Consider the following 21,349-nt stretch of genomic DNA (forward strand, 5'->3'; position numbering starts at 1 on the left):
TGCTATCGATCAGGTGAGCGTTATAGCGCTTATCTGCAGGAAGAGATGGTAGCAGAAAGTCAGGAGCCAGCGCTTGTTTTCCCTGAGAACCATGTTTTATTGATCACAGGAGGTACACGAGGGCTTGGATATTTATGTGCCAAGCATTTTGTAGAGCGTTATGGTGTCAAAAAACTGGTGCTCACAGGGCGAGAAAGTCTGCCGCCACGCGAGCAATGGGGAGCCTATCAGCAGCAAAGCAATTCTGTAGCAAAGAAAATTCAGGCGATACAAGCTTTGGAAGCACAAGGCGTGCAGGTTCGAGTCTTATCTGTATCTTTAACCGATGAAGGGGCTTGGCAACAGCATTTGCAGGATTTGAAACAGACGATGGGTCCGATTGGCGGGGTGATTCATTGCGCTGGTTTTAGCGATGACCAAAATCCTGCGTTTATTCGGAAATCGACGGATGGAATTCAGCAGGTATTACAACCGAAAGTGGCTGGGCTGCATACGGTTTTCCATAACTGCAAGGACGAGCCTTTACAGTTCTTCGTTCTCTTTTCATCTGTTTCGGCAATCATTCCGTCCTTGGCTTCGGGCCAGAGTGATTATGCGTTAGCCAATGCCTATATGGATTATTTTGCAGAGGTACATGCAGATTCTTGCCCGATCATGAGCATTCAGTGGCCAAGTTGGAAGGAAACAGGAATCGGTGCAGTCACGACCAAAGCCTATCAACAAACAGGGCTGGAACACATCACTGACGAGCAAGGACTGCGATTGTTGGATCATATTCTATTGAAAAAGATGGGTCCCGTTGTTTTCCCGGCAGTCATTAACCAAGAGCTGTGGGAACCTCATCAGTTGATGCGACACAAAAAGCAAGAAGCTTCTGCTGCGAGCCTGTCTTCTCGTCGTCCAACAGCAGGCAAGCCGACGCAAAGCGTAGTGGATCTTGTGAAGACAGCACAAACAAGACTGATTGACCTGTTTGCGAAGGAACTGAAAATAGAGCCTGCCAGATTGGAGATAGATAAAGAGTTTCCAGACTATGGGATCGATTCAGTGTTACTGGCTCAAGTCATGAATGAGATCAGTAAATGGTTAGGCAAGGAATTGGACCCGACGATTTTATATGAATATCCCACTATAGAAACGCTTGCAGAATGGCTGTCTAGCAATCACGGCGCTTCCATCACTGACGATCAGACGCTGACTTCTCCTGAATGGAACGACGATCCGAAGAGTCAGCCCGTCCAGAGTGAGACTGTGAAAAGCCAGAGGGTGGGTAGTCAGGCTACTGCATATAGGGAGGCAAATCCATCTGACATTGCAGTAGTGGGGCTTTCGTGCCGTTTTCCGGGTGCTCGTAATGTGGAAGAATACTGGAATTTGTTAGCGGAGGGCCGTTCAGCCATTGGTGTTGTACCCAAGGAACGCTGGGGCTATGAAAATTCCTATCATGCAGGACTTCTGGACAACATTACTGCTTTTGATCCTTCTTTCTTCTTGATAGCAAAAGAAGATGCGAAGGCCATGGACCCGCAAGCCTTATTGGTATTGGAGGAAAGTCTTCATCTATGGCATCAGGCTGGATACACAACGAAGGACATCAAGGGAAAATCGGTAGGCGTCTACATCGGGGCAAGAAGTAATCATCGCCCAAGTGAAGATCGTCTTCATCAAACACAAAACCCGATTATGACCGTGGGACAAAACTATTTGGCTACAAATATTTCCCAGTACTTCGATCTTAGAGGTCCGAGTATGGTCATCGATACCGCATGCTCATCGGCGCTGGTCGGGATGAATATGGCGATTCAGTCCCTTCGGAGTGGAGAGATTGAGGCTGCTATCGTCGGTGGGGTTAACGTGTTAAGCGGTGATGAAGCACATCGGATGTTCCACCAAAGAGGAATTTTAAGCCAAGAGCCAGCCTTTCATATTTTTGACAAACGTGCGGGCGGACTCGTATTGGGAGAAGGCGTAGGAATGGTTTTATTGAAGACCGTGGAGCAAGCACTTGCAGATGGTGATGAAATACATGCCGTCATCAAGGGAGTAGCGGTCAACAATGATGGACGAACGGCAGGTCCTGCCACCCCGAATATGCAAGCCCAAAAAGAGGTTATGCAGTTGGCACTGACTAAAGCTGGTGTGGGGCCGGAACAAATCAGCTATATAGAAGCGAATGGCTCGGGTTCAGAGGTGACAGATTTACTTGAACTCAAAGCGATTCAGTCTGTGTACCGCTCATCTCATACGGCTGCTTGCGGATTAGGATCGATCAAGCCCAATATCGGTCATCCATTATGTGCAGAAGGGATTGCCAGTTTGATAAAAGTCGTGCTGATGCTCAAAAACCAACAATTGGTTCCGTTCCTGTCGGGGCAAGAGCCGATGACCCATTTCCATATGGAGTCAACGCCTTTTTATTTTCAGCGACAGCTTTCTGAATGGAACGATTCGCACAGAATAGCAGCGATGAATTGTTTTGCAGATGGGGGAACCAACGCCAACGTCGTTTTACAATCCTGGGAGGAGGCAGTCTCACGTCCGAACAAACGACAGTCGATTGCACCTCCGACGTTAAACCGATTTGACGTCTACCGTGAAGAGGCAGGTCGTTCAACAAAAACACTGACATATCTGAGCCAGAAACCAAACCATACGACCAGTATCTGGAAGCGACAAATAGTGGAGGGATAAAAGTGCATGATCAGTTTCTCATAACGATCAACCATCCAATCCTCAAAAATCATAAAGCGCACGGTCAGGAACTGTTGCCCGGATTAGCCCATATTGATCTGTTGTATCAAATGTTTCGAGAAAATGGTCATGATTACAGCGAGCTTGAGCTTCGTAATCTAACGATCTATCATCCGATCATGGTGGGACAAGATTATGATGTCATGCTGAGCATTTGGTGCACGCAAGGCAAAGCAGGACAGTGGCAGATTCGGATGGAGGGTCAGACACAGCGCAACGGCATGTTAGACTCGGAGAAAAAGCTATATGTCACTGCTGACATGCATCAAAGTGCTCCTGCGCAGTTCGATGAAACGCTGGATCTTCCCATCCTAGAGCAAGCTGCAAACAAAAAAGTCAATCTGCATGACGTATATGAACAATGCCGTCGTCAGGAATTGGTGCATACAGGTTTTATGAAGGCAGAAGGAACGATATATGAAACAGATTCAGCGGCGGTAATGGATATATCTCTCGGTAAACATGCCCTTCCCAGTGCGGAAGGGTTCATGTTTCACCCGACGTTGATCGATGGGTCCGCTATCGCCTCGATGGTATTGTTCACCTCGGTAATCCAAGAAGAACAACGGCTATTTTTGCCGCTTTTTTATGAATCTTTTCGGGCCACAGCTCTTTTACAGCAACATTGCTTTGCCAGAGTACAAACCTCATCCATCCAGCGAAAAAATGAACTGATGTATATGACGATGGAGTTCTTTGATCGATCAGGCAAAAAAATTGCGCATTTGCAAAATTTTGCGGGCAAGTTAGTTCGTGATCCTGGTCTGATCAATCCCAATAAAAACGAAGTACCTCAGCTGCGAGCGGATATCAAAGAACCCCTTCATGAATCGAATGAGCCGCAGTCTGCCTTCGTGAGTAAAGCACAAACTTTTTTGCAACAACTGCTGGCAGATCGATTACAAGTTACAGCCGCGTCGATTGATACCCAGATTGGTTATTATGAAATGGGGCTTAATTCGCCGGGCATGTTGGAAGTTGTGAAGGCTGTCGAAGCGAAAGTAGGAATGCCGCTGGCTCCTACTTTATTGTTTGAATATACGAATATCGCTGAGTTGGCCGCCTATCTTGCCGAGAATCATGCTTCCGTATTCAGTGGGCTTGATTTGATGAAACAGGAAGGTAGCCAAGAGTTGCCGCAACCTGCAACGGTCGTACATTCAACAGCACCCTCTGAGAATCATGCAGCGAATGCCAATGAAGAAATTGCGATCATCGGGATGGCAGGTCGTTATCCAGAGGCCAAAAATCTCCATGAATTCTGGATAAATTTAAAAGAGGGCAAAGACTGCATCAAAGAAGTCCCGAAATCTCGCTGGGATTGGCAGCAGTTTGGAGAACTCAAATCCCCTTCTGGAAAGCAGATGTCCAAATGGGGAGGGTTTATTGAAGACCCTGATTGCTTTGATTCTCCATTTTTCAGAATATCCCCGCGGGAAGCAGAAACGATGGACCCCCAAGAGCGGTTGTTTTTGGAGACATGCTGGGAAGCAATGGAAGACGCGGGTTATACGCCGAAGACGATTGTTCCGCCTCGGGGGAGCAGTAACAGGCGGCAGGTTGGTGTCTTTGTTGGCGTGATGCACAAGGATTATTCCCTAATCGGAGCGGAAGCGATATCTCGGGGAGAAATGTTCCCGTTATCGTTGAACTATGCACCGATTGCCAATCGCGTTTCTTATTTCTGCAATTTTCATGGTCCGAGCATGGCGATTGACACCGTATGCTCATCCTCGCTGACGGCTGTTCATTTGGCGCTGGAGAGCATCAAGCGCGGAGAATGTGAGGTAGCATTGGCGGGTGGCGTCAATTTATCCTTGCATCCTGGCAAATACTTGTCCTATGGCATGATGGATATGCACGCTAGTGATGGCTATTGTCATACCTTTGGCAAGGATGGCGATGGATATGTTTCTGGAGAAGGCGTCGGTACCGTCGTGTTAAAGCCATTGCGCCAAGCGATTGAGGATGGAGATCATATTTATGCCGTGGTAAAAGGAAGCAGTGTGAATCACGTCGGATCGGTGAGCGGGCCTTCCGTACCAAGCCCTGTTGCTCAAGCAGAAGTGATTACAGCATGCCTGGAAAAGAGCGGTGTGGACGCGCGAACGATTCGGTATGTGGAAGCGCACGGGACCGGAACTTCTTTAGGTGATCCCATTGAAATTCAAGGATTGGTGAAAGCGTTCCGTCAATATACAGAGGATCAGCAGTTTTGCGCTATTGGCTCGGTGAAATCAAATATCGGACATGCAGAATCTGCTGCGGGTATCAGCGGTCTGCAAAAAGCTGTTCTTCAACTCCACCATAAAACGCTCGTTGCTTCCTTACATGCCAAGGAAGTGAATCCGTTTATTGATTTTGCGCAATCTCCTTTTTATGTACAGCAACGGACAGAAGAATGGAAATCGGAGAGCATGAAAAACGGTCAAGAAGTCACCGTTCCGAGGCGATCAGGGGTAAGTTCGTTTGGAGCTTCGGGGTCCAATGCCCATATTATTTTGGAAGAATACATTCCAGCGGAAACAAAGCCGAAAGCGCGATCCATTGGCCATAAAAATCACTCAGTGATGATTCCGCTATCTGCCAAGAATAAGGAACGATTGCAAGCCTATGCGCAAAAAGTAGCGGAGTTTCTAAAAGGGGCATCATCAGACAATCACCCTCAACTACGCACGGAAGAGAAGCGAAATCAGCTTCAAGAAATGCTGGAGAAGAAGCTTCGCGGGATTTTATCCAGTATTATTCACGTGGGAGAAAACAGCATTGAGATGGAACAAGAGTGGCATGAATACGGAGTAGACCTCGTTCAAATCACACAGCTAACGCAAAAACTGCAAGAGGAGCTGCATATTCAGCTAGATATCAAGGAGTTCGATCAAAGCAGCTCCATTGCTTCCGTCATCGCTTCTCTCCTAGATAACCATCGAGACGATATAGAGGGAGAAGGTCAGTCTTTTGCTGATCCAGCAGCGCAAATCGATCTGGAAAATGTGGCGTATACTTTGCAAGTTGGACGAGAAGGGATGAGGGAACGAGTAGCCTTTGTTGTCGAGGATATACCTGAGTTGATCGGAAAATTGGAAGCTTATTCGAGAGGCGAGAATACGATCGATACTTGTTGGGAAGGGAGTTTGAAGCCTAACAACGAGTCATCCGGATTCCAAAGCTGGATTGCAGAAGGCAACATCAGAAAAATGGCTGAATGTTGGGTGACAGGCTATGAAGTGGATTGGGAACAGCTTTATTTGAATAACAAACCTAGACGTGTTCCCTTGCCGACGTACCCATTTGCGAAGAATCGTTATTGGATTCCAGAGAGCAAAATGAAATCTGTAAGCGGCAAGACAGCAGCTCCATTCACGAGTGAAACTGTGATTCATCCACTGCTGCAACGGAATACTTCTGATTTTTCTGAACAGAGGTTTAGCTCCACTTTTACAGGTCAGGAGTTTTTCCTATCGGATCATGTCGTGAAGAATCAGAGAATCTTGCCGGGAGTTGCCTATCTGGAGATGGCGAGAGCAGCAGCAGAGCAAGCAACGGCTGCCTTGACCGAAGAACCAGCCAAGATTCAAATGAAAAACGTGGTTTGGACACGACCAATTGTTGTGGGGGACCAACCTGCACAGATCCATATCGGTCTTGTTCCCGAAGAGAATGGTGAAATTAGTTTTGAAATCTATAGCGAGTCGGAGGCTATGGATGCAGAACCAGTCGTACACAGTCAGGGCAGCGTCATACTTCATTCCGTTGTTGAGAAACATGCCTTGAATCTGTCGTCCTTACAAGCGGAGTGCGGTCATCGTGAGTTTTCATCCGATCAATGCTACAGCATTTTTCATTCAATAGGAATGGATTATGGTTCGGCACATCAAGGAATTGACACCTTGTATGTAGGGGAGGGCAAAGTATTAGCCAAGCTAACCTTGCCTGCCTCCGTCTCCGAAATGGAGAACCCTTTTGTCCTGCATCCAAGCTTAATGGATTCTGCCTTGCAGGCATCTATAGGGCTTATGATGGGTGAGGAAGATACCCCATCAGCGGATGGCGATTCCAGTCGCAAGCCCTCCTTGCCTTTTGCCATGGAGGAAATTGAAATTCACAACAAGTGCACATCCTCAATGTGGGCGTACGTTCGTTACAGTGCTAACAGCAGCGCAGATGACAAGGTACAGAAGCTAGATATTGATTTGTGCGATGACCAAGGAACCGTTTGTGTACGAATAAAGGGATATTCCATGCGAGTGCTGGAGGACGGGAAGCCAGCGAATCACGTTTCTTCGAGCAGCGCTTCTTCTGTACCCTCACTGGAGCCTCCGGTGGGGAATCTCATGCTGTCCGCTGTGTGGGATGTGACTCCCGTTGAGAAGGGGCAGCTTTTCCCTACTGCTGATGAACAGGTTGTCATTGTGGGGGGAAATGAAGAGAATGGGAGCGCGATTCAACCGTACTATCCACGAGCAAAAGTGTTGTCCATTAAGGCTGAGAATACGATTGAGGAAATCGTACACCGACTAGAAGAGGTTGGTTCCATTGATCATATGGTGTGGATCGCTCCTTTTGATGCGATAGATTCCTTGGCGGATCATCGATTAATCGCGGGGCAGGATCAGGGAGTGATTCTATGCTTCCGAACGATTAAAGCCTTGCTTCGCTTGGGATACGGAAGTAAGGAGTTAGGGTGGAGCGTCATCACGGTTCAATCCCAGCCCATTCGGAATACAGATGTTGTGAATCCTTGTCACGCCAGTATTCACGGGTTAATTGGTTCGATGGCGAAGGAATATCCAAACTGGAAGATTCGACTCATGGATGTAGAGGCCGAATCTGAATGGCCGTTGGATGATATGTTGAGGCTGCCAAGAGATCGTCAGGGTCGTCCGTGGGTGTATCGTCAGGGAGAATGGTATCGCCAACAGTTGCTTACCATCGACCATCCTCCGATCGATCAGACACGGTTGAAGCAAGGTGGCATTTATTTGGTGATTGGCGGTGCTGGTGGCATCGGCGAAGCATGGACCGAATATATGATTCGTACCTATCAAGCCCAGATCATATGGATGGGTCGTCGTCAAAAAAATGAAGAGATTCAAGCGAAGATGGATAGACTTGCCGCTTTTGGACCAGCACCAGACTATATAACAGCGGATGCAACGCAGCAGAACGCTTTGCAACAAGCTTATGAACAAATAAAGCAAACGTATAGACGGATTGACGGAGTTGTTCATTCTGCCATGGTCTTGGTTGAGGAGAGCTTGGAGACTATGCAAGAGGAAGGTTTCCGAGCAGTGCTTTCATCTAAGGTTGATGTGAGTGTGAACATCGCGTTGGTGTTTAAGAAGGAACCTTTGGATTTCGTATTATTCTTCTCTTCGCTCATGGCAGTTACGAAAGCTCCGAAGCAAAGCAACTACGCTGCCGGATGTACCTTTAAGGATGCATATGCTCATCAATTGACCCAAGCATGGCCATGTGCGGTGAAACTGATCAATTGGGGATATTGGAGCAGTGGGCAAGTGGAAGAGTCTCATCAAGAGATGGTAGAAACCTATCGTCGTTTGGAGCAAATCGGCATTGGTCTTATTCAGCCTCCAGAAGCTATGCAAGCTGTAGAGACACTTCTCGCAGGAGCCATGAATCAAATTGCTTTCATGAAGATAACGAAGCCTATTGTCATTGAAGGGATGAAGGTAGAAGAGTGGGTGGATGTTCACCCTGAACTTTATCCATCCATGCTACAGTTGTCTGCCCATGAAAATGAAGGGCTTGCTGATGTAGCGGCTGCCTTTATCGAGGAGCGGTTGAAGCAGGAGCAATCTGCAAGAATTTGGATTCTCGAGATCGGAGCAGGTTCAGAATCTACCAGTTCCTTGATTTCACAAAAATTAGATGCCTATCAAGAGCTTATGAGCTTCCAAGTTTTTGATCCAGAAGCGGCGTTAAGTGAACTAGGAATGCACGCTGGTGAATACGACCTGATTATCACAGCTGATAAACTGCACGCAGCTCAACAAATTCGCCAAACCCTGCGTAACTGCAAGTATCTCTTAAAAAGGAATGGTCTGCTTCTACTAGAACTTTCATTGCCTATGGAAGCTTGGCAGAAAGTATTGCGAGATGAGGGCTACCGAGTTGTCTCCTATCCACAGTTGATAATTGCTGAAAGTGACGGCGTTGTTCGCAAGTCCAAACAACAGCAGAAATCAATGGGGACCTCAGCTTCTACTCAGCCAAGTCCTCCAGCTACAGGCAGAGGAACAAGCACGGAGGATATGCTTCATGAGAAAAGCATCGCCTATTTCAAGCAATTGGTCGGAGAAACACTGAAAATTCCATTTGACCAGATCGACTCTTCTGCCGCCCTGGAGGAGTATGGCATTGATTCGATTATGATTGTGCAAATGACGAATGTCTTACGCAAAAAATTGCATCAGATCAGCACGACCCTCTTTTTTGAATATCAAACGATTGATGCGCTGGTCGAGCATTTCATGACAACACAAACGGATGAACTACTAGCTTTAGTAGGAATAGATGAACAGCAGCCTGTTCAAAAGCAAGTAACCAACTCAGCAGCTACTGCAAAGCCAACCAGAGAGCAAGCTGGCTCGGTATTTCGAAAGGCAAAGTCTCGCCGTTTCCTGCAAGCTCTTGATACGCAACCGGAAAAACCAGCAGCGCCGTCCAGACAGGATGTGGCGATCATTGGTCTTTCAGGTCGTTATCCGCAAGCGGAAGATGTCTGGGAGTTTTGGTCTCGCCTGAAAGAAGGGAAGAATTGTATCACAGAAGTACCGGAGGATCGTTGGAGCTGGCAAGAATATTTCAGCGAAGAAAAAGGAAGAAGAGGATACATGTACACCAAATGGGGCGGTTTCATCGAGGATATGGATAAATTCGACCCGTTATTTTTCCAAATTTCGCCTAACGAAGCGGAGCAGATGGACCCTCAGGAGCGCTTATTTTTAGAAACGGCATACGCATGTATGGAGGATGCGGGTTATACTCCTGCGACATTAGGAGAAAGCAGAAAAATTGGTGTGTTTGTTGGTGTCATGAATGGAAATTACCCAGCAGGAACGAGCTACTGGTCAATTGCCAATCGCCTTTCCTACTTGTTCAATTTCCAAGGACCAAGTCTAGCAGTGGATACGGCATGCTCCTCTTCTTTGACGGCGATCCATTTAGCCTTGGAAAGCCTGTATAGCGGAACAAGTGAATGTGCCATCGCAGGCGGGGTCAATTTAATTGTCGATCCGTTCCACTATATTCGACTGTCTGGAGCGACTATGCTATCTGCTGGTGACTGCTGCAAGTCGTTTGGTGACCAAGCGGATGGCTTCGTAGATGGAGAAGGTGTGGGAGCTATCGTATTGAAGCCTCTGCAAAAGGCGATTGCCGACGGTGACCACATATACGGCGTAATCAAGGGAAGCATGCTCAATGCAGGCGGCAAAACAAATGGATATACGGTTCCCAACCCAATCGCGCAGTCGCAGGTAATCCACGACGCATTGCAGCGGGCAGGAGTGGATGCTCGTGCCGTCAGCTATATCGAAGCGCACGGTACAGGGACCGCTTTGGGAGATCCAATCGAGATTGCGGGACTGACTCGCGCATTTGGACAAGATACGAAAGACAAGCAATTCTGCGCCATCGGCTCGGCCAAGTCGAACATTGGGCATACGGAGAGCGCGGCAGGAATTGCGGGATTGACCAAAATATTGCTTCAGATGAAGTACGGTCAAATAGCACCATCCCTGCACGCTGAGGTAATGAATCCGAACATTGATTTCAGTCAAACGCCATTTATGGTTCAGCAACAGCTGGCTGAATGGAAACGACCCATCATGGAGATCAACGGAGTAACCAAAGAGTATCCGAGAATCGCTGGGCTATCGTCATTTGGCGCGGGAGGAGCCAATGTCCATATTGTCATCGAAGAGTATCTCGAAAAAGATAGACAGCCCGAGAGTAGCATTCAGCCACAGCAACCAAACATGATCGTTCTCTCAGCGAAGAACGAAGAGAGACTGTTCGCTCAAGTGAATCGATTATTGAAGGCGATCAAAGAAGAAGCATTCACCGATGCCCAATTGACTGACGTCGCTTTTACACTTCAAGTAGGGCGGGAAGCGCTGGAAGAACGCTTGGCTGTTATCGTCCGATCAGTGGGTGAGCTTGCGGAAAAACTAACGCAGTTTGCAGAAGGCGCAGAGAACATTGCCGAGCTGTATCGTGGGCGAGTGAAGCGCAATCATGACACGGTAGCTCTTTTTGCTGATGAGGATATGAAGCAAACAGTGGAGACATGGATTGCCAAGGGGAAATATGCTAAACTGCTGAATCTTTGGGTCAAGGGCGTCACTTTTGACTGGAATAAGCTATATAGCGAAGATAAGCCGCGCCGCGTCAGTTTGCCTACCTATCCTTTTGCCAGGGAGCGTTATTGGATAGACGTTCAAAAACCAATGGCAACAGGTAGGACTAAAGCTTCTTCCGTTAACGGGGATATCCTCCATCCATTGCTTCATAAGAACACTTCTGACCTCTATGAGCTGAGATACAGTTCCAGCTTTACAGGGCAGGAGTCGTTCTTGGCAGATCATCTTGGAAACGGGCAGCGCCTCTTTCCACTCACTGCTTATCTGGAAATGGCACGGGCGGCAGTGAAACAGGCAGCAGGAGATCGAGAGGGGACTTTATCTGGAATCCGAATGACTCATGTTGCTACAGATGTTCCGCTATTGGTGGGCGATGATCTGGTTCAGGTACACCTGGGTATCTATCCAGAGGACACTGGAGTGCTTGCTTATGCAATCTACAGCGAATCGAAAGAAGAGGAGACCAGGTCTGTGGTACATAGCCAAGGTATGCTCGAATTCACTTCGCTCGTTGAAGCACCAATGTTGGATATACCTGCCTTGCAAGCCGAGAGTAGTGAGGTGCTTACTGCCCAAAAATGCTACGAGCTGTTTCAAGGGATTGACCAAGTATACAGGACACGAGGACAAGTATTGGTAAAACTCTCCTTGCCTTCGATTGCCATGGAGCCAGCAGGACAATTCGTTCTCCATCCTAGCCAGCTGGAGTCTCTGTTGCAGTCATCTCGTTATCTCATCACGGAGTCTACATCATCTGACAACATCAGCTCCATCCAACCAAATGATACGTTTACCCTTGAAGAGCTGGAGATCTTCGAGAATCATCCTGCTGTCATGTATGCTCTCATTCGATCCAGTGATGAATCGGAGAACAAGAAAATAGATATCGATATATGTGATGAGTCAGGCAGAATTGGCGTGAGGATAAAAGGTTTTGCAGTTGGAAGTGAAAAACGGGATACGACGGAGAGAGAGACTCAAGAAACAGTGACTTCCGCTCCAGCGCTGATGGGAACCACGATGCTCACGCCAGTATGGAACGCCGTGTCTGTAGAAAAAGGGGAAGTCATTCCAGCAACAAGTGATCAAGTAGTCATCGTTTGCGCCGAAGAAAAGGACAGAAGTCTCCTTCAACGTCATTACCCTCAAGCTACTGTTTTACCGCTTCAGTCAGATGACTCTATTGAGGCTATCGCAAGTAAGCTGCAAGAGCGGGGTGTGATCGATCATATCATGTGGGTGGCTCCTAACAGCCCAGTGGAATCTGTAAAAGAGGAGTCCTTGATGATTGGGCAGGAGCGGGGCGTTATTCAAGTTTTCCGCTTGATCAAGGCTTTACTTGCGTTGGAGTATCAGACGAGAGACTTGGGCTGGACGATCATTACTGTTCAGGCGCAGGCTATCTACAAAAAAGATACGGTTCATCCAACGCATGCCAGCATCCACGGGTTGATCGGATCGATGGCGAAGGAATATCCGAACTGGAAGGTAAGACTCGTCGATTTGGACGCGCATGCCGATTGGCCGCTACGCGATATTTTTGCTTTACCTGCCGACGCTCATGGAAACGCTTGGGTATATCGTGGACATGCGTGGTATCGACAGCAGCTAATGCCCGTGCAGAGTCCTTCCATTAACCAAACCGTCTACAAACAGCATGGAGTCTATGTTGTGATTGGAGGCGCGGGTGGTATTGGAAAAGCGTGGAGCGAATACATGATCCGCACCTATCAGGCACAAATCATTTGGATTGGTCGCCGTAAGAAAGATGAGTCGATTCAGAACAAAATAAATCAACTTGCTGCCCTAGGACCTGCTCCGCTCTATTTCGAAGCCGATGCTACGGATCGCGAGTCGCTGCAAGCTGCTTACGAAGAGAGCAAGAAACGATTTGGCATGATTAACGGAGTGATTCATTCCGCTATTGTTCTCCTTGATAGAAGTCTGGCGAATATGGACGAGACAGCCTTCCGAGCCGGACTGGTACCAAAAGTAGAGGTAAGTGTGCGGATGAGTCAAGTATTTGGCGAGGAGCCATTGGATTTTGTCCTGTTTTTCTCCTCGATTAACTCGTTTACCAAATCGCCTGGACAAAGCAATTATGCTTCAGGCTGCGCCTTTAAAGATGCTTTCGCCCATCAGCTTGCCGAGGAATGGACGTGTGCGGTGAAAGTAATGAACTGGGGATACTGGGGCAGTGTTGGAATCGTTGCGTCCAAGGGCTATCAGGAACGAATGGAACAGATCGGCATTGGCTCGATTGAACCTTCAGAAGGGATGGAGGCATTGGAAGCTTTGCTATCAGGTCCGATGAATCAATTGGCGCTGATGAAAACAACCAAGCCACTCGATATGGAAGGAATCCATACAAGCGAATCTGTTACAGTCGTTTCAACCAAAATTTCCTCCAGCATGGCAAGCATTAAAAACAAGTTAAAAGTAAAAGAGATGCCCACAGCAGCCTATTTTGCATCAGAAGCAGATATGGACAGGAACAGCTTGTTTGATAACGTACTAGCAACGCTCATTCAACTCGCCTCTCTAATCCTGAAGGTAGAGAGCGAAGAAATAGATACGGATATTGAACTAAAGGAGTACGGTTTCGATCCAGTCAAGCTCACCGAATTTTCTACCAAAATCAATCAGACGTACATGCTTGAACTGACACCTGCTGTGATGATGGACTATCCAACGCTTAAGCACATCACTGAATTTCTAGTCAATACCACCCTGAAATCTCAATCAGAAAGAGAACAGGACAAACCGGTTCTATACGTGTAAGCCGAAGGAGTGCCTAGAATGAACAAAATGGACGAGCTTCTCTTAAAGTTACTGTGGGGTCAAATGCAGTCGCTTGGCTGCTTTACGGAAAAGAATCAAGCGCTCAGCGATCTCAAAAGAAAAAGCGGTCTGCTTGACTTATATGACCTGTGGCTCGAAGAAACGGCTTCTGTTTTGGCCCGGAATGATTATCTCATTTACGATAGCGCGACATCTACCGTGATCGATACGGCTCCCATTTCTAGTGCCGCTGTCTGGCAAGAATGGGAGCAAGAAAAAGAAGTCTGGCTAAAAAATTCGGATACGAATGTGCAAGTCAAGCTAGTCGAGGCAACCCTGCGTGCTTTACCGCAAATTCTCACTGGAAAAGTGCGGGCCACAGAAGTCATCTTTCCCAATTCGACGATGGAATTAGTCGAGAAGGTATACAAAAATAACACGGTTTCCGACTACTTCAATGAAGTGCTCGCTGATACAGTGGTTGCTTTTGTTGAGGAACGGCTGAACCAAGATTCTGCGGCCCGCATTCGCATTCTCGAGATTGGTGCAGGTACGGGAGGAACGAGTGCCGTCGTTTTCCAAAAACTAAAGGCGTATGAAGAGCATATCCAGGAATATTGCTACACAGACCTCTCCAAAGCTTTTTTCATGCATGCAGAAAAAGAGTATGGCCCAAGCAATCCTTATTTGACCTATCAGATTTTTAACGTAGAACAGTCGGTGACGGGACAAGGAATTGATCTAGGCGGGTATGATATTGTCATTGCAGCCAATGTCCTGCACGCCACTAAAAATATTCGCCAAACGCTGCGTAATGCGAAAGCTGTTTTAAAAAAGAACGGCTTGCTACTGCTAAATGAAATGAGTAAAAACACCATCTTCCTCCATCTTACCTTTGGTTTGCTGGAGGGATGGTGGCTGTACGAAGACCCAGAGCTGCGCCTTTCAGGCTGCCCTGGGCTATCTTCGTCAAAGTGGCAGAGAGTATTGGAGGAAGAAGGATTTCAGTCGGTCTTTTTCCCGACAGAAGAGGCGCACGTGATGGGGCAGCAGATTATAGTTACCGAAAGCGACGGCGTGATTCGCCAACAGCAAAAACAACAGCCTAAACCTGCAACGAGCATAAATGCGGAACAACCAAAACCAAAGAGAGTGAACATACCTTCCGCTCCTGAAGGAAAGGCAATCGAGGAAGTCCTGCGCGAAAAAAGTACGGAATACATCAAACAGCTGATCGCTGAAACGCTGAAAATGCCGAGTAACCGAATGGATACTTCAGAGTCTTTAGAGGCATATGGGATGGATTCCATTTTATCTGTACAACTGATCAATCAATTTCGGAAAATTTTCGGAGAAACGATCAGCGGTACGTTGTTTTTTGAATATCAGACAGTAGATGACTTAGTCGAGCATTTACTAGAGACACAAAGGGAAGCGCTGATTTCACTCACAGGATTGGATGATCACAAGCAGGAGCCAAATCGAACGGAAGATCATGTTGAGTTTTCTCCATTGCCGAAAATCGAAGGGAAACGAATCCCAGGAAAAGCGAGAGCATTTGCGTCATCTGCTCATTCGCAAATGACAGCGTCCAAGCCTGCGTCCTCCGGTAAAATAGCGATTATTGGCATGAGTGGGCGCTTTGCTCAAGCTAACACCTTGGATGAGTTTTGGGAGAATTTAGTACAGGGTAAAAAGTCTATTTCAGAAATTCCAGCCGAGCGTTGGGATTGGACAGAGTATTATCATCCAAATCGAGAGGAAGCCATTTCCCAAGGAAAAAGCTATAGCAAATGGGGGGCCTTCTTAGAAGAATTTGATCAGTTTGATCCGTTATTTTTCAATATGACTCCGCGAGAAGCAGAAAATATTGACCCTCAAGAGCGCCTCTATGTAGAAGAGTGTTGGAAGGCGTTAGAAGATGCAGGCTATGCCTCATCGAAGATGTCTACGGAGCTGCGCAAGCGAACAGGGGTATTTGGTGGCATTACGAAACAAGGTTTTCATCTGTATAGCACGGAAACCACTCATCACTTTCCGACAACCTCATATTCATCGATGGTAAATCGGGCATCCTACTATCTAAACTTACAGGGTCCGAGTATGCCGATCGATACGATGTGTTCCTCAGCTTTAGTAGCGATTCATGAAGCATGTGAATACATCCGAAACGGGAAGGGAAGCATGGCGATTGCTGGTGGGGTGAATCTGTACACCCATCCACATACCTACTTCGGTCTGACAGTGGGACAGCTCATCTCCCATACATCTGACAGTGCTGCCTTTGGGAACGGCGGAATAGGTTTTGTGCCGGGCGAGGGAGTAGGTGCTGTTGTTCTCAAGGATTACGATCAGGCTGTACAGGACCTGGACCATATATATGCCGTGATACGAGGAACCGCCGTCAACCATAAGGGCAAAGCCAATAGCTACATGACACCAAGCCCCAACCCAATTGCAGATGTGATGGAAGAAGCATTGGAAGAAGGCGGACTGGACCCTCGATCCATTAGTTATCTAGAAGCGTCTGCCTATGGATCAGACATCGTCGATGCCGTAGAAATGACAGCGGTGACGAAAGCTTTTCACAATCGTCAAGGAACAGAAGGGGACTATCGACTCGGTTCGGTCAAACCGAATATCGGACATTGTGAATCAGCTTCGGGAATGTCGCAGCTGATGAAAGTGATTCTGTCGTTACAGCATCAGACGCTAGTTCCAACCCTGGTTCCTGACGAATTGAATCCAAATATTCCTTTTGATCAACTCCCCTTTCAATTGCAGCGAGTGGTATCGGAATGGAAGCAGGTCACTGTAGATGGGCAGACAGTCCCCCGACGAGCAGGCATTACCAGCTTTGGCGGCGGTGGAGTGAATGCCCATCTTATCGTTGAGGAATACAACCGAAATTCACCAAGTAGAGTAAATGATTCAGAGCCTCAGCTGTTAGTTTTTTCGGCTAAGACGAAAGAGAGATTGCAAGCGTACATTCATCGCTGGATTGGTTATTTGCAAAAGCACCAACATATCGATCTAGCGAATACAGCTTATACCCTTCAAATCGGAAGAGAAGAAATGCCTTGCCGTTTAGCTATCATCACCAATAGTCAAACAGAACTTTACCAGAAATTAGAACGTTGGTTGGAACATCAAGCAGAGACGGATCATTGCTTTTTTGGGGATCTCAAGGAAAACAAAGAATGGATGCCAGACCGAGTTGCTCAGGCAATCGAACTAAGAGATGTAGGGGAACTGGCAAAATGGTGGGTTCTAGGCAATCCCATCCCTTGGCAGAAGCTGCATGAAGGGAAGGAGTTATCCCGAGTAGCTAAGCTCCCAACCTATCCATTTAAGAGGAGAACATGCTGGATAGAACGCAATCAAACGAATCACTCTAGGAGGGAGACGAGCATGACATCCGCTCATCCAGAATTCGAAAACAAGGCCGTTGAGATTTACACCTATAGCGCCAACAGCAGCGAAGCGGAGTTTTCGGAGGATTACTTGACCGTATGTCCATTTGAAAGGAAGATTCCAGGCTTTTCAATGAGTCGCGTCATTTTGAATCCGGAAAAATATCCGTTGGAAAGAGAAATGGTAAGAGAGAAGCAAGTAGAGATGCGACAAGTACTTTTTTGCAAAGAAAATTTTTCGCGCGTGCAAAAAGTGTTGGACTTTGGATGCGGTCATGGGACAGATGTGATTCAAATAGCAGAGCTCTATCCGCATATGGAAACCCACGGATTTACGATTACCAAGGCGCAAGCAGAGCTTGGCAATCAACGAATCGCGCAGAAAAATCTGGGTGCTCGTGCGAAAATTTTCAACAAAGACAGCTCCAAGGATGCCTTTCCCGATCTCTACGACATGATCGTCGGGATTGAAGTGAGCTTCCATATTCGAAATAAACATGGATTATTTCAAAATATCTCTTCTTCTCTGAACGAAGAGGGAACCGTTCTGTTGATCGATTACATAGCGAATACGCGAGGACCAATCGTAGACCAGAACGTAGAAGTCAGCATTCCCACCGTGCAAGAATGGATTGAGCTTTTAGCGGAGCATCAGTTGGTGATTGATGAAATCATTGACGTATCGCCGCAGATTGCTAACGCCTTGCATGATCCTGATGTGGAACAATACATCAAGCATCTGCCTAAAGCTGTTCAAGATTTGTATATCAACACAGTGAATCAATCTATCTCTCTCGAACGAGGGTGGATCAGCTATTGCTTGTTTAAGTTGAAGAAGGCTCCGTATCTTGCGTACACGAAGCGTTGTGAATGGAATGCCAGCAAAATATCGAAGAAAAGACCGTATCCAGAAGCATTAGCGGAAATGGTAAACAGTGGTTCTATTCCTTATCCGAAAAAGCAAACGAGAACGCTCCCGAATCCAAATCAGCATGGTCACAGCTTTCATTGGAATAGGGAAACCATCAAAGAATCCTTGGTAGAGGCTTTTGCTGCCGTTTTAGGTCTTCAACCAGGAGAGCTGGAAGAAGTAGAGACCTTGAAGGATATAGGAATTGGGTCTCTTAACGCCGTTGCCTTATCCGAAATGATTAATAGCAAATTCAATCTGAAACTACCGACCAGCATCGTGTTTGAACATAATACGCTAGATGCATTGGCAAGCTATATAGCCAGCCATTTGCAGCAAGACGAGCCTAGCAAGCTCCATGCAAGTAAACCATTCGTGTCGGATGCTCAAAATCAACCAATTACATCTGAATATTCTGAACGAAAACGTGATTTTGCGGCAGATCAGTCCATTCCGGATCGGACAAAAATCAAAGCGAGCCTGATCCAGGTCTTTTCGACCGTTTTAGGCTTGAGACAAGAAGAGCTGGAAGAAGTGGAATCCCTAAAGGAATTGGGAATCGGCTCGCTCAATGCCGTTCCATTATCCGAAGCCATCAATAGCAAGTTTCATCTGAAACTACCAACGAGTGTTGTGTTTGAGCATAATACGCTAGATGCATTGGCGAGCTACATCGCGACTCATCTACCAGAGCGCCTATCAGCGCAGGCAGAATCGTTTAACCAAAGTCATGGAAATCTTGACGAGAAGCCTGCTTATACAGAGAGAGTCTCAACGAGGAATATTGCCTACGAACCGCCTAAAGCTGCTTCCGATGATATTGCGATCATCGGGATTTCCTGCCGTACAGCAGGTGCAAAGGGGCAAGATGAATTCTGGGAGCTTGTCAGTCAGGGCAAAGATTGCATCAGAGAAGTGACCAATCCAGACTGGCGTGCCTTTTTCAAAGAAAATGCATTAGTAGATATTCCGATGAAATACGGGGCGATGGAGGATATTGAATATTTTGATCCAGCGTTTTTCAAAATTTCTCCTACCGAAGCCCAATCAATGGATGTCACGCAGCGCATCCTTTTACAAGAGAGCTATAAAGCATTAGAGGACGCAGGTTATACCCCGTCCATGCTGAGAGGACAACCCGTTGGAACCGTCATTGGCGCAATGGCGGGAATGACAGTAGAACAAGATTTCTCTCATTTTGGCATGCTCGGATCGGATACGAGTATACTCGCCTCGCGCATCGCTTATTTCCTTGACCTGAAAGGACCCGCTCTGGCTGTGAACACAGCTTGCTCATCCTCTTTGGTTGCGATCGATATTGCTTGCCAAAAGCTGAAGACGGAAGAGGTCAATCTGGCCATCGCAGGAGGAATTACGATTTATTCCCATCCTGCCCCGTTTATTTCGATGAGTAACGCAAGGATGCTATCTCCTACAGGGGAGTGCCGTCCGTTTGACAATGGAGCCAATGGCATTGTCGTTGGGGATGGCGTTGGCGTTGTGATTTTAAAAAGATTGCAAGATGCATTACGAGATAACGATAGCATCTATGGTGTCATCCGTGGCAGTGGAACGAATCAGGATGGACGGACATTGGGCATTACTGTGCCTAGCTTCCAAGCGCAAAGCGACCTGCAAAAATCCATTTACGCGAAAAAACAGATGGATGTGGAAGACATTCAATATATCGAGGCACACGGAACCGCAACCAAATTAGGGGACCCTGTAGAGATTCATGCGCTGAGTGAATCCTTCCGCCAATTCACACCGAAGAAACGATTCTGCGCCATTGGTTCTTTGAAAGCCAACATCGGCCATACCACAGCGGCGGCTGGGGTGTTGAGTGTCATCAAGGTTTTACTCAGCATGAAAAACAAGAAGATGGCCCCTTCGATCCATTTTGTCAAAGAGAATGAACACATTGATTTTGAAAACAGCCCTGTTTACGTGAATACGAAGCTGCAAGATTGGCAGACCAATTCCAAAGGCTCTCGATTGGCAGCGGTCAGCTCTTTTGGCTTCAGCGGGACCAATGCTCATCTGGTGATCGAAGAGTTTGATAGAAGCAAGGTAAGAGCCTCTGCTCCTGTTGTGGGTCAAGAGATAGCGACGGGAGTCTTCGTACTGTCAGCAGAATCACGTGAACAATTGGTGGCTTATGCCATGAAAACAAAGGCATTTGTAGAGAATCATCATGATGTGAAACTGGCAGATTTCCTTTATACCTATCAGACTGCAAGGGAATCGATGTCTCATCGAGTAGCAATCGTGGTAGACAGTAAGGAACAGCTGATTGCGCAGTTAGAGCAATTCATACAAAGTAATGGGGCGAAAACGGCGAATCTGTTTATCGGAGAAATAAACAAAACGGGCGGAATCAAGATCGGCGATACGGAAGAGGGACGGGATTTTATCCGCAATCTCGCTCTGAACAAGAAGATCAAAAAACTGGCTGAGCTATGGGTTCATGGTAACGAAATAGAGTGGGGAGCTCTCTATCCAAAAGGAATGGTAAGCCGTCTATCAGGCCTGCCAAGCTATCCTTTTGCCAAGGAACGATACCGTTTACCCAAAGTTGTCGTAGGCAACCGAACCCATCCAGAAGCAGCCGCCACCTCCGAACGGACAGCAGAAAAACACGAACACAGAGCAGCAGACATAGCCAACTCAACTGAGCTACCTCGTGTTCAGGTGGAAGAAGCAGAGGGGAGCAAGACAGAAATCCAAAACTCGGTGATCCATCATGATGTCATACCTGCTGACGATGATGATACACCACGTAACGAACTCGTGAGAAAAATTGCCGCTGCGTGGGAAGAGGTACTTGGCGTGAAAAAGGTTGACATCCACAAAAACTTCCAAGACCTTGGCGGCGATTCAATCATGGCCACTCAGATTATTTCCAGATTGAAGAATAGCTTCCCGGTTGATTTGGATTTAGACAATCTCTTTTCCGCGCCAACTGTTGCAGGAATGGCGGAGCTGATTGAAGAGGAACTGATTGCTGCTATTGATGAGCTTCCAGAAGAGGCAATTTTGGAGCTATTAAGCTGATGAATTCATCTATAAAAAAGGCAGCAGAATCACCATGTGGGAAGGAGCAATCC

General features: G+C 47.1%; 3 protein-coding genes (1 of these 3 only partly in view). All 3 read left to right on the forward strand.

Annotated elements, in window-relative coordinates:
- Tightly spaced (at most 18 nt apart), the 3 genes in view from POF51_RS05715 to POF51_RS05725 form a layout consistent with a single transcriptional unit that may run on beyond the window.
- Positions 1-2,691: the final stretch of a non-ribosomal peptide synthetase gene (locus tag POF51_RS05715; protein ID WP_069851338.1), read on the forward strand. Its footprint begins 18,834 nt before the window's first position; the window shows 2,691 of its 21,525 coding nt (coding positions 18,835-21,525); its start codon lies beyond the left edge, outside the window; its stop codon occupies positions 2,689-2,691.
- Between the two features lie 2 nt (positions 2,692-2,693).
- Positions 2,694-13,919 carry an SDR family NAD(P)-dependent oxidoreductase gene (locus tag POF51_RS05720; RefSeq protein ID WP_069851336.1) on the forward strand — a complete coding sequence of 3,742 codons (11,226 nt, stop codon included), beginning with the start codon at positions 2,694-2,696 and terminating at the stop codon, positions 13,917-13,919.
- Positions 13,920-13,937: 18 nt separating this feature from the next.
- Positions 13,938-21,296 carry a beta-ketoacyl synthase N-terminal-like domain-containing protein gene (locus POF51_RS05725; RefSeq protein WP_069851333.1) on the forward strand — a complete coding sequence of 2,453 codons (7,359 nt, stop codon included), beginning with the start codon at positions 13,938-13,940 and terminating at the stop codon, positions 21,294-21,296.
- Positions 21,297-21,349 lie beyond the last annotated feature (53 nt).

It is taken from the genome of Brevibacillus sp. AG (assembly GCF_028369215.1).
Taxonomy (GTDB): domain Bacteria; phylum Bacillota; class Bacilli; order Brevibacillales; family Brevibacillaceae; genus Brevibacillus; species Brevibacillus porteri.

Bases quoted from the DNA above. Each gene is read 5' to 3' on its own strand.
- POF51_RS05725 (WP_069851333.1), top strand. From the start codon at position 13,938: ATGAACAAAATGGACGAGCTTCTCTTAAAGTTACTGTGGGGTCAAATG.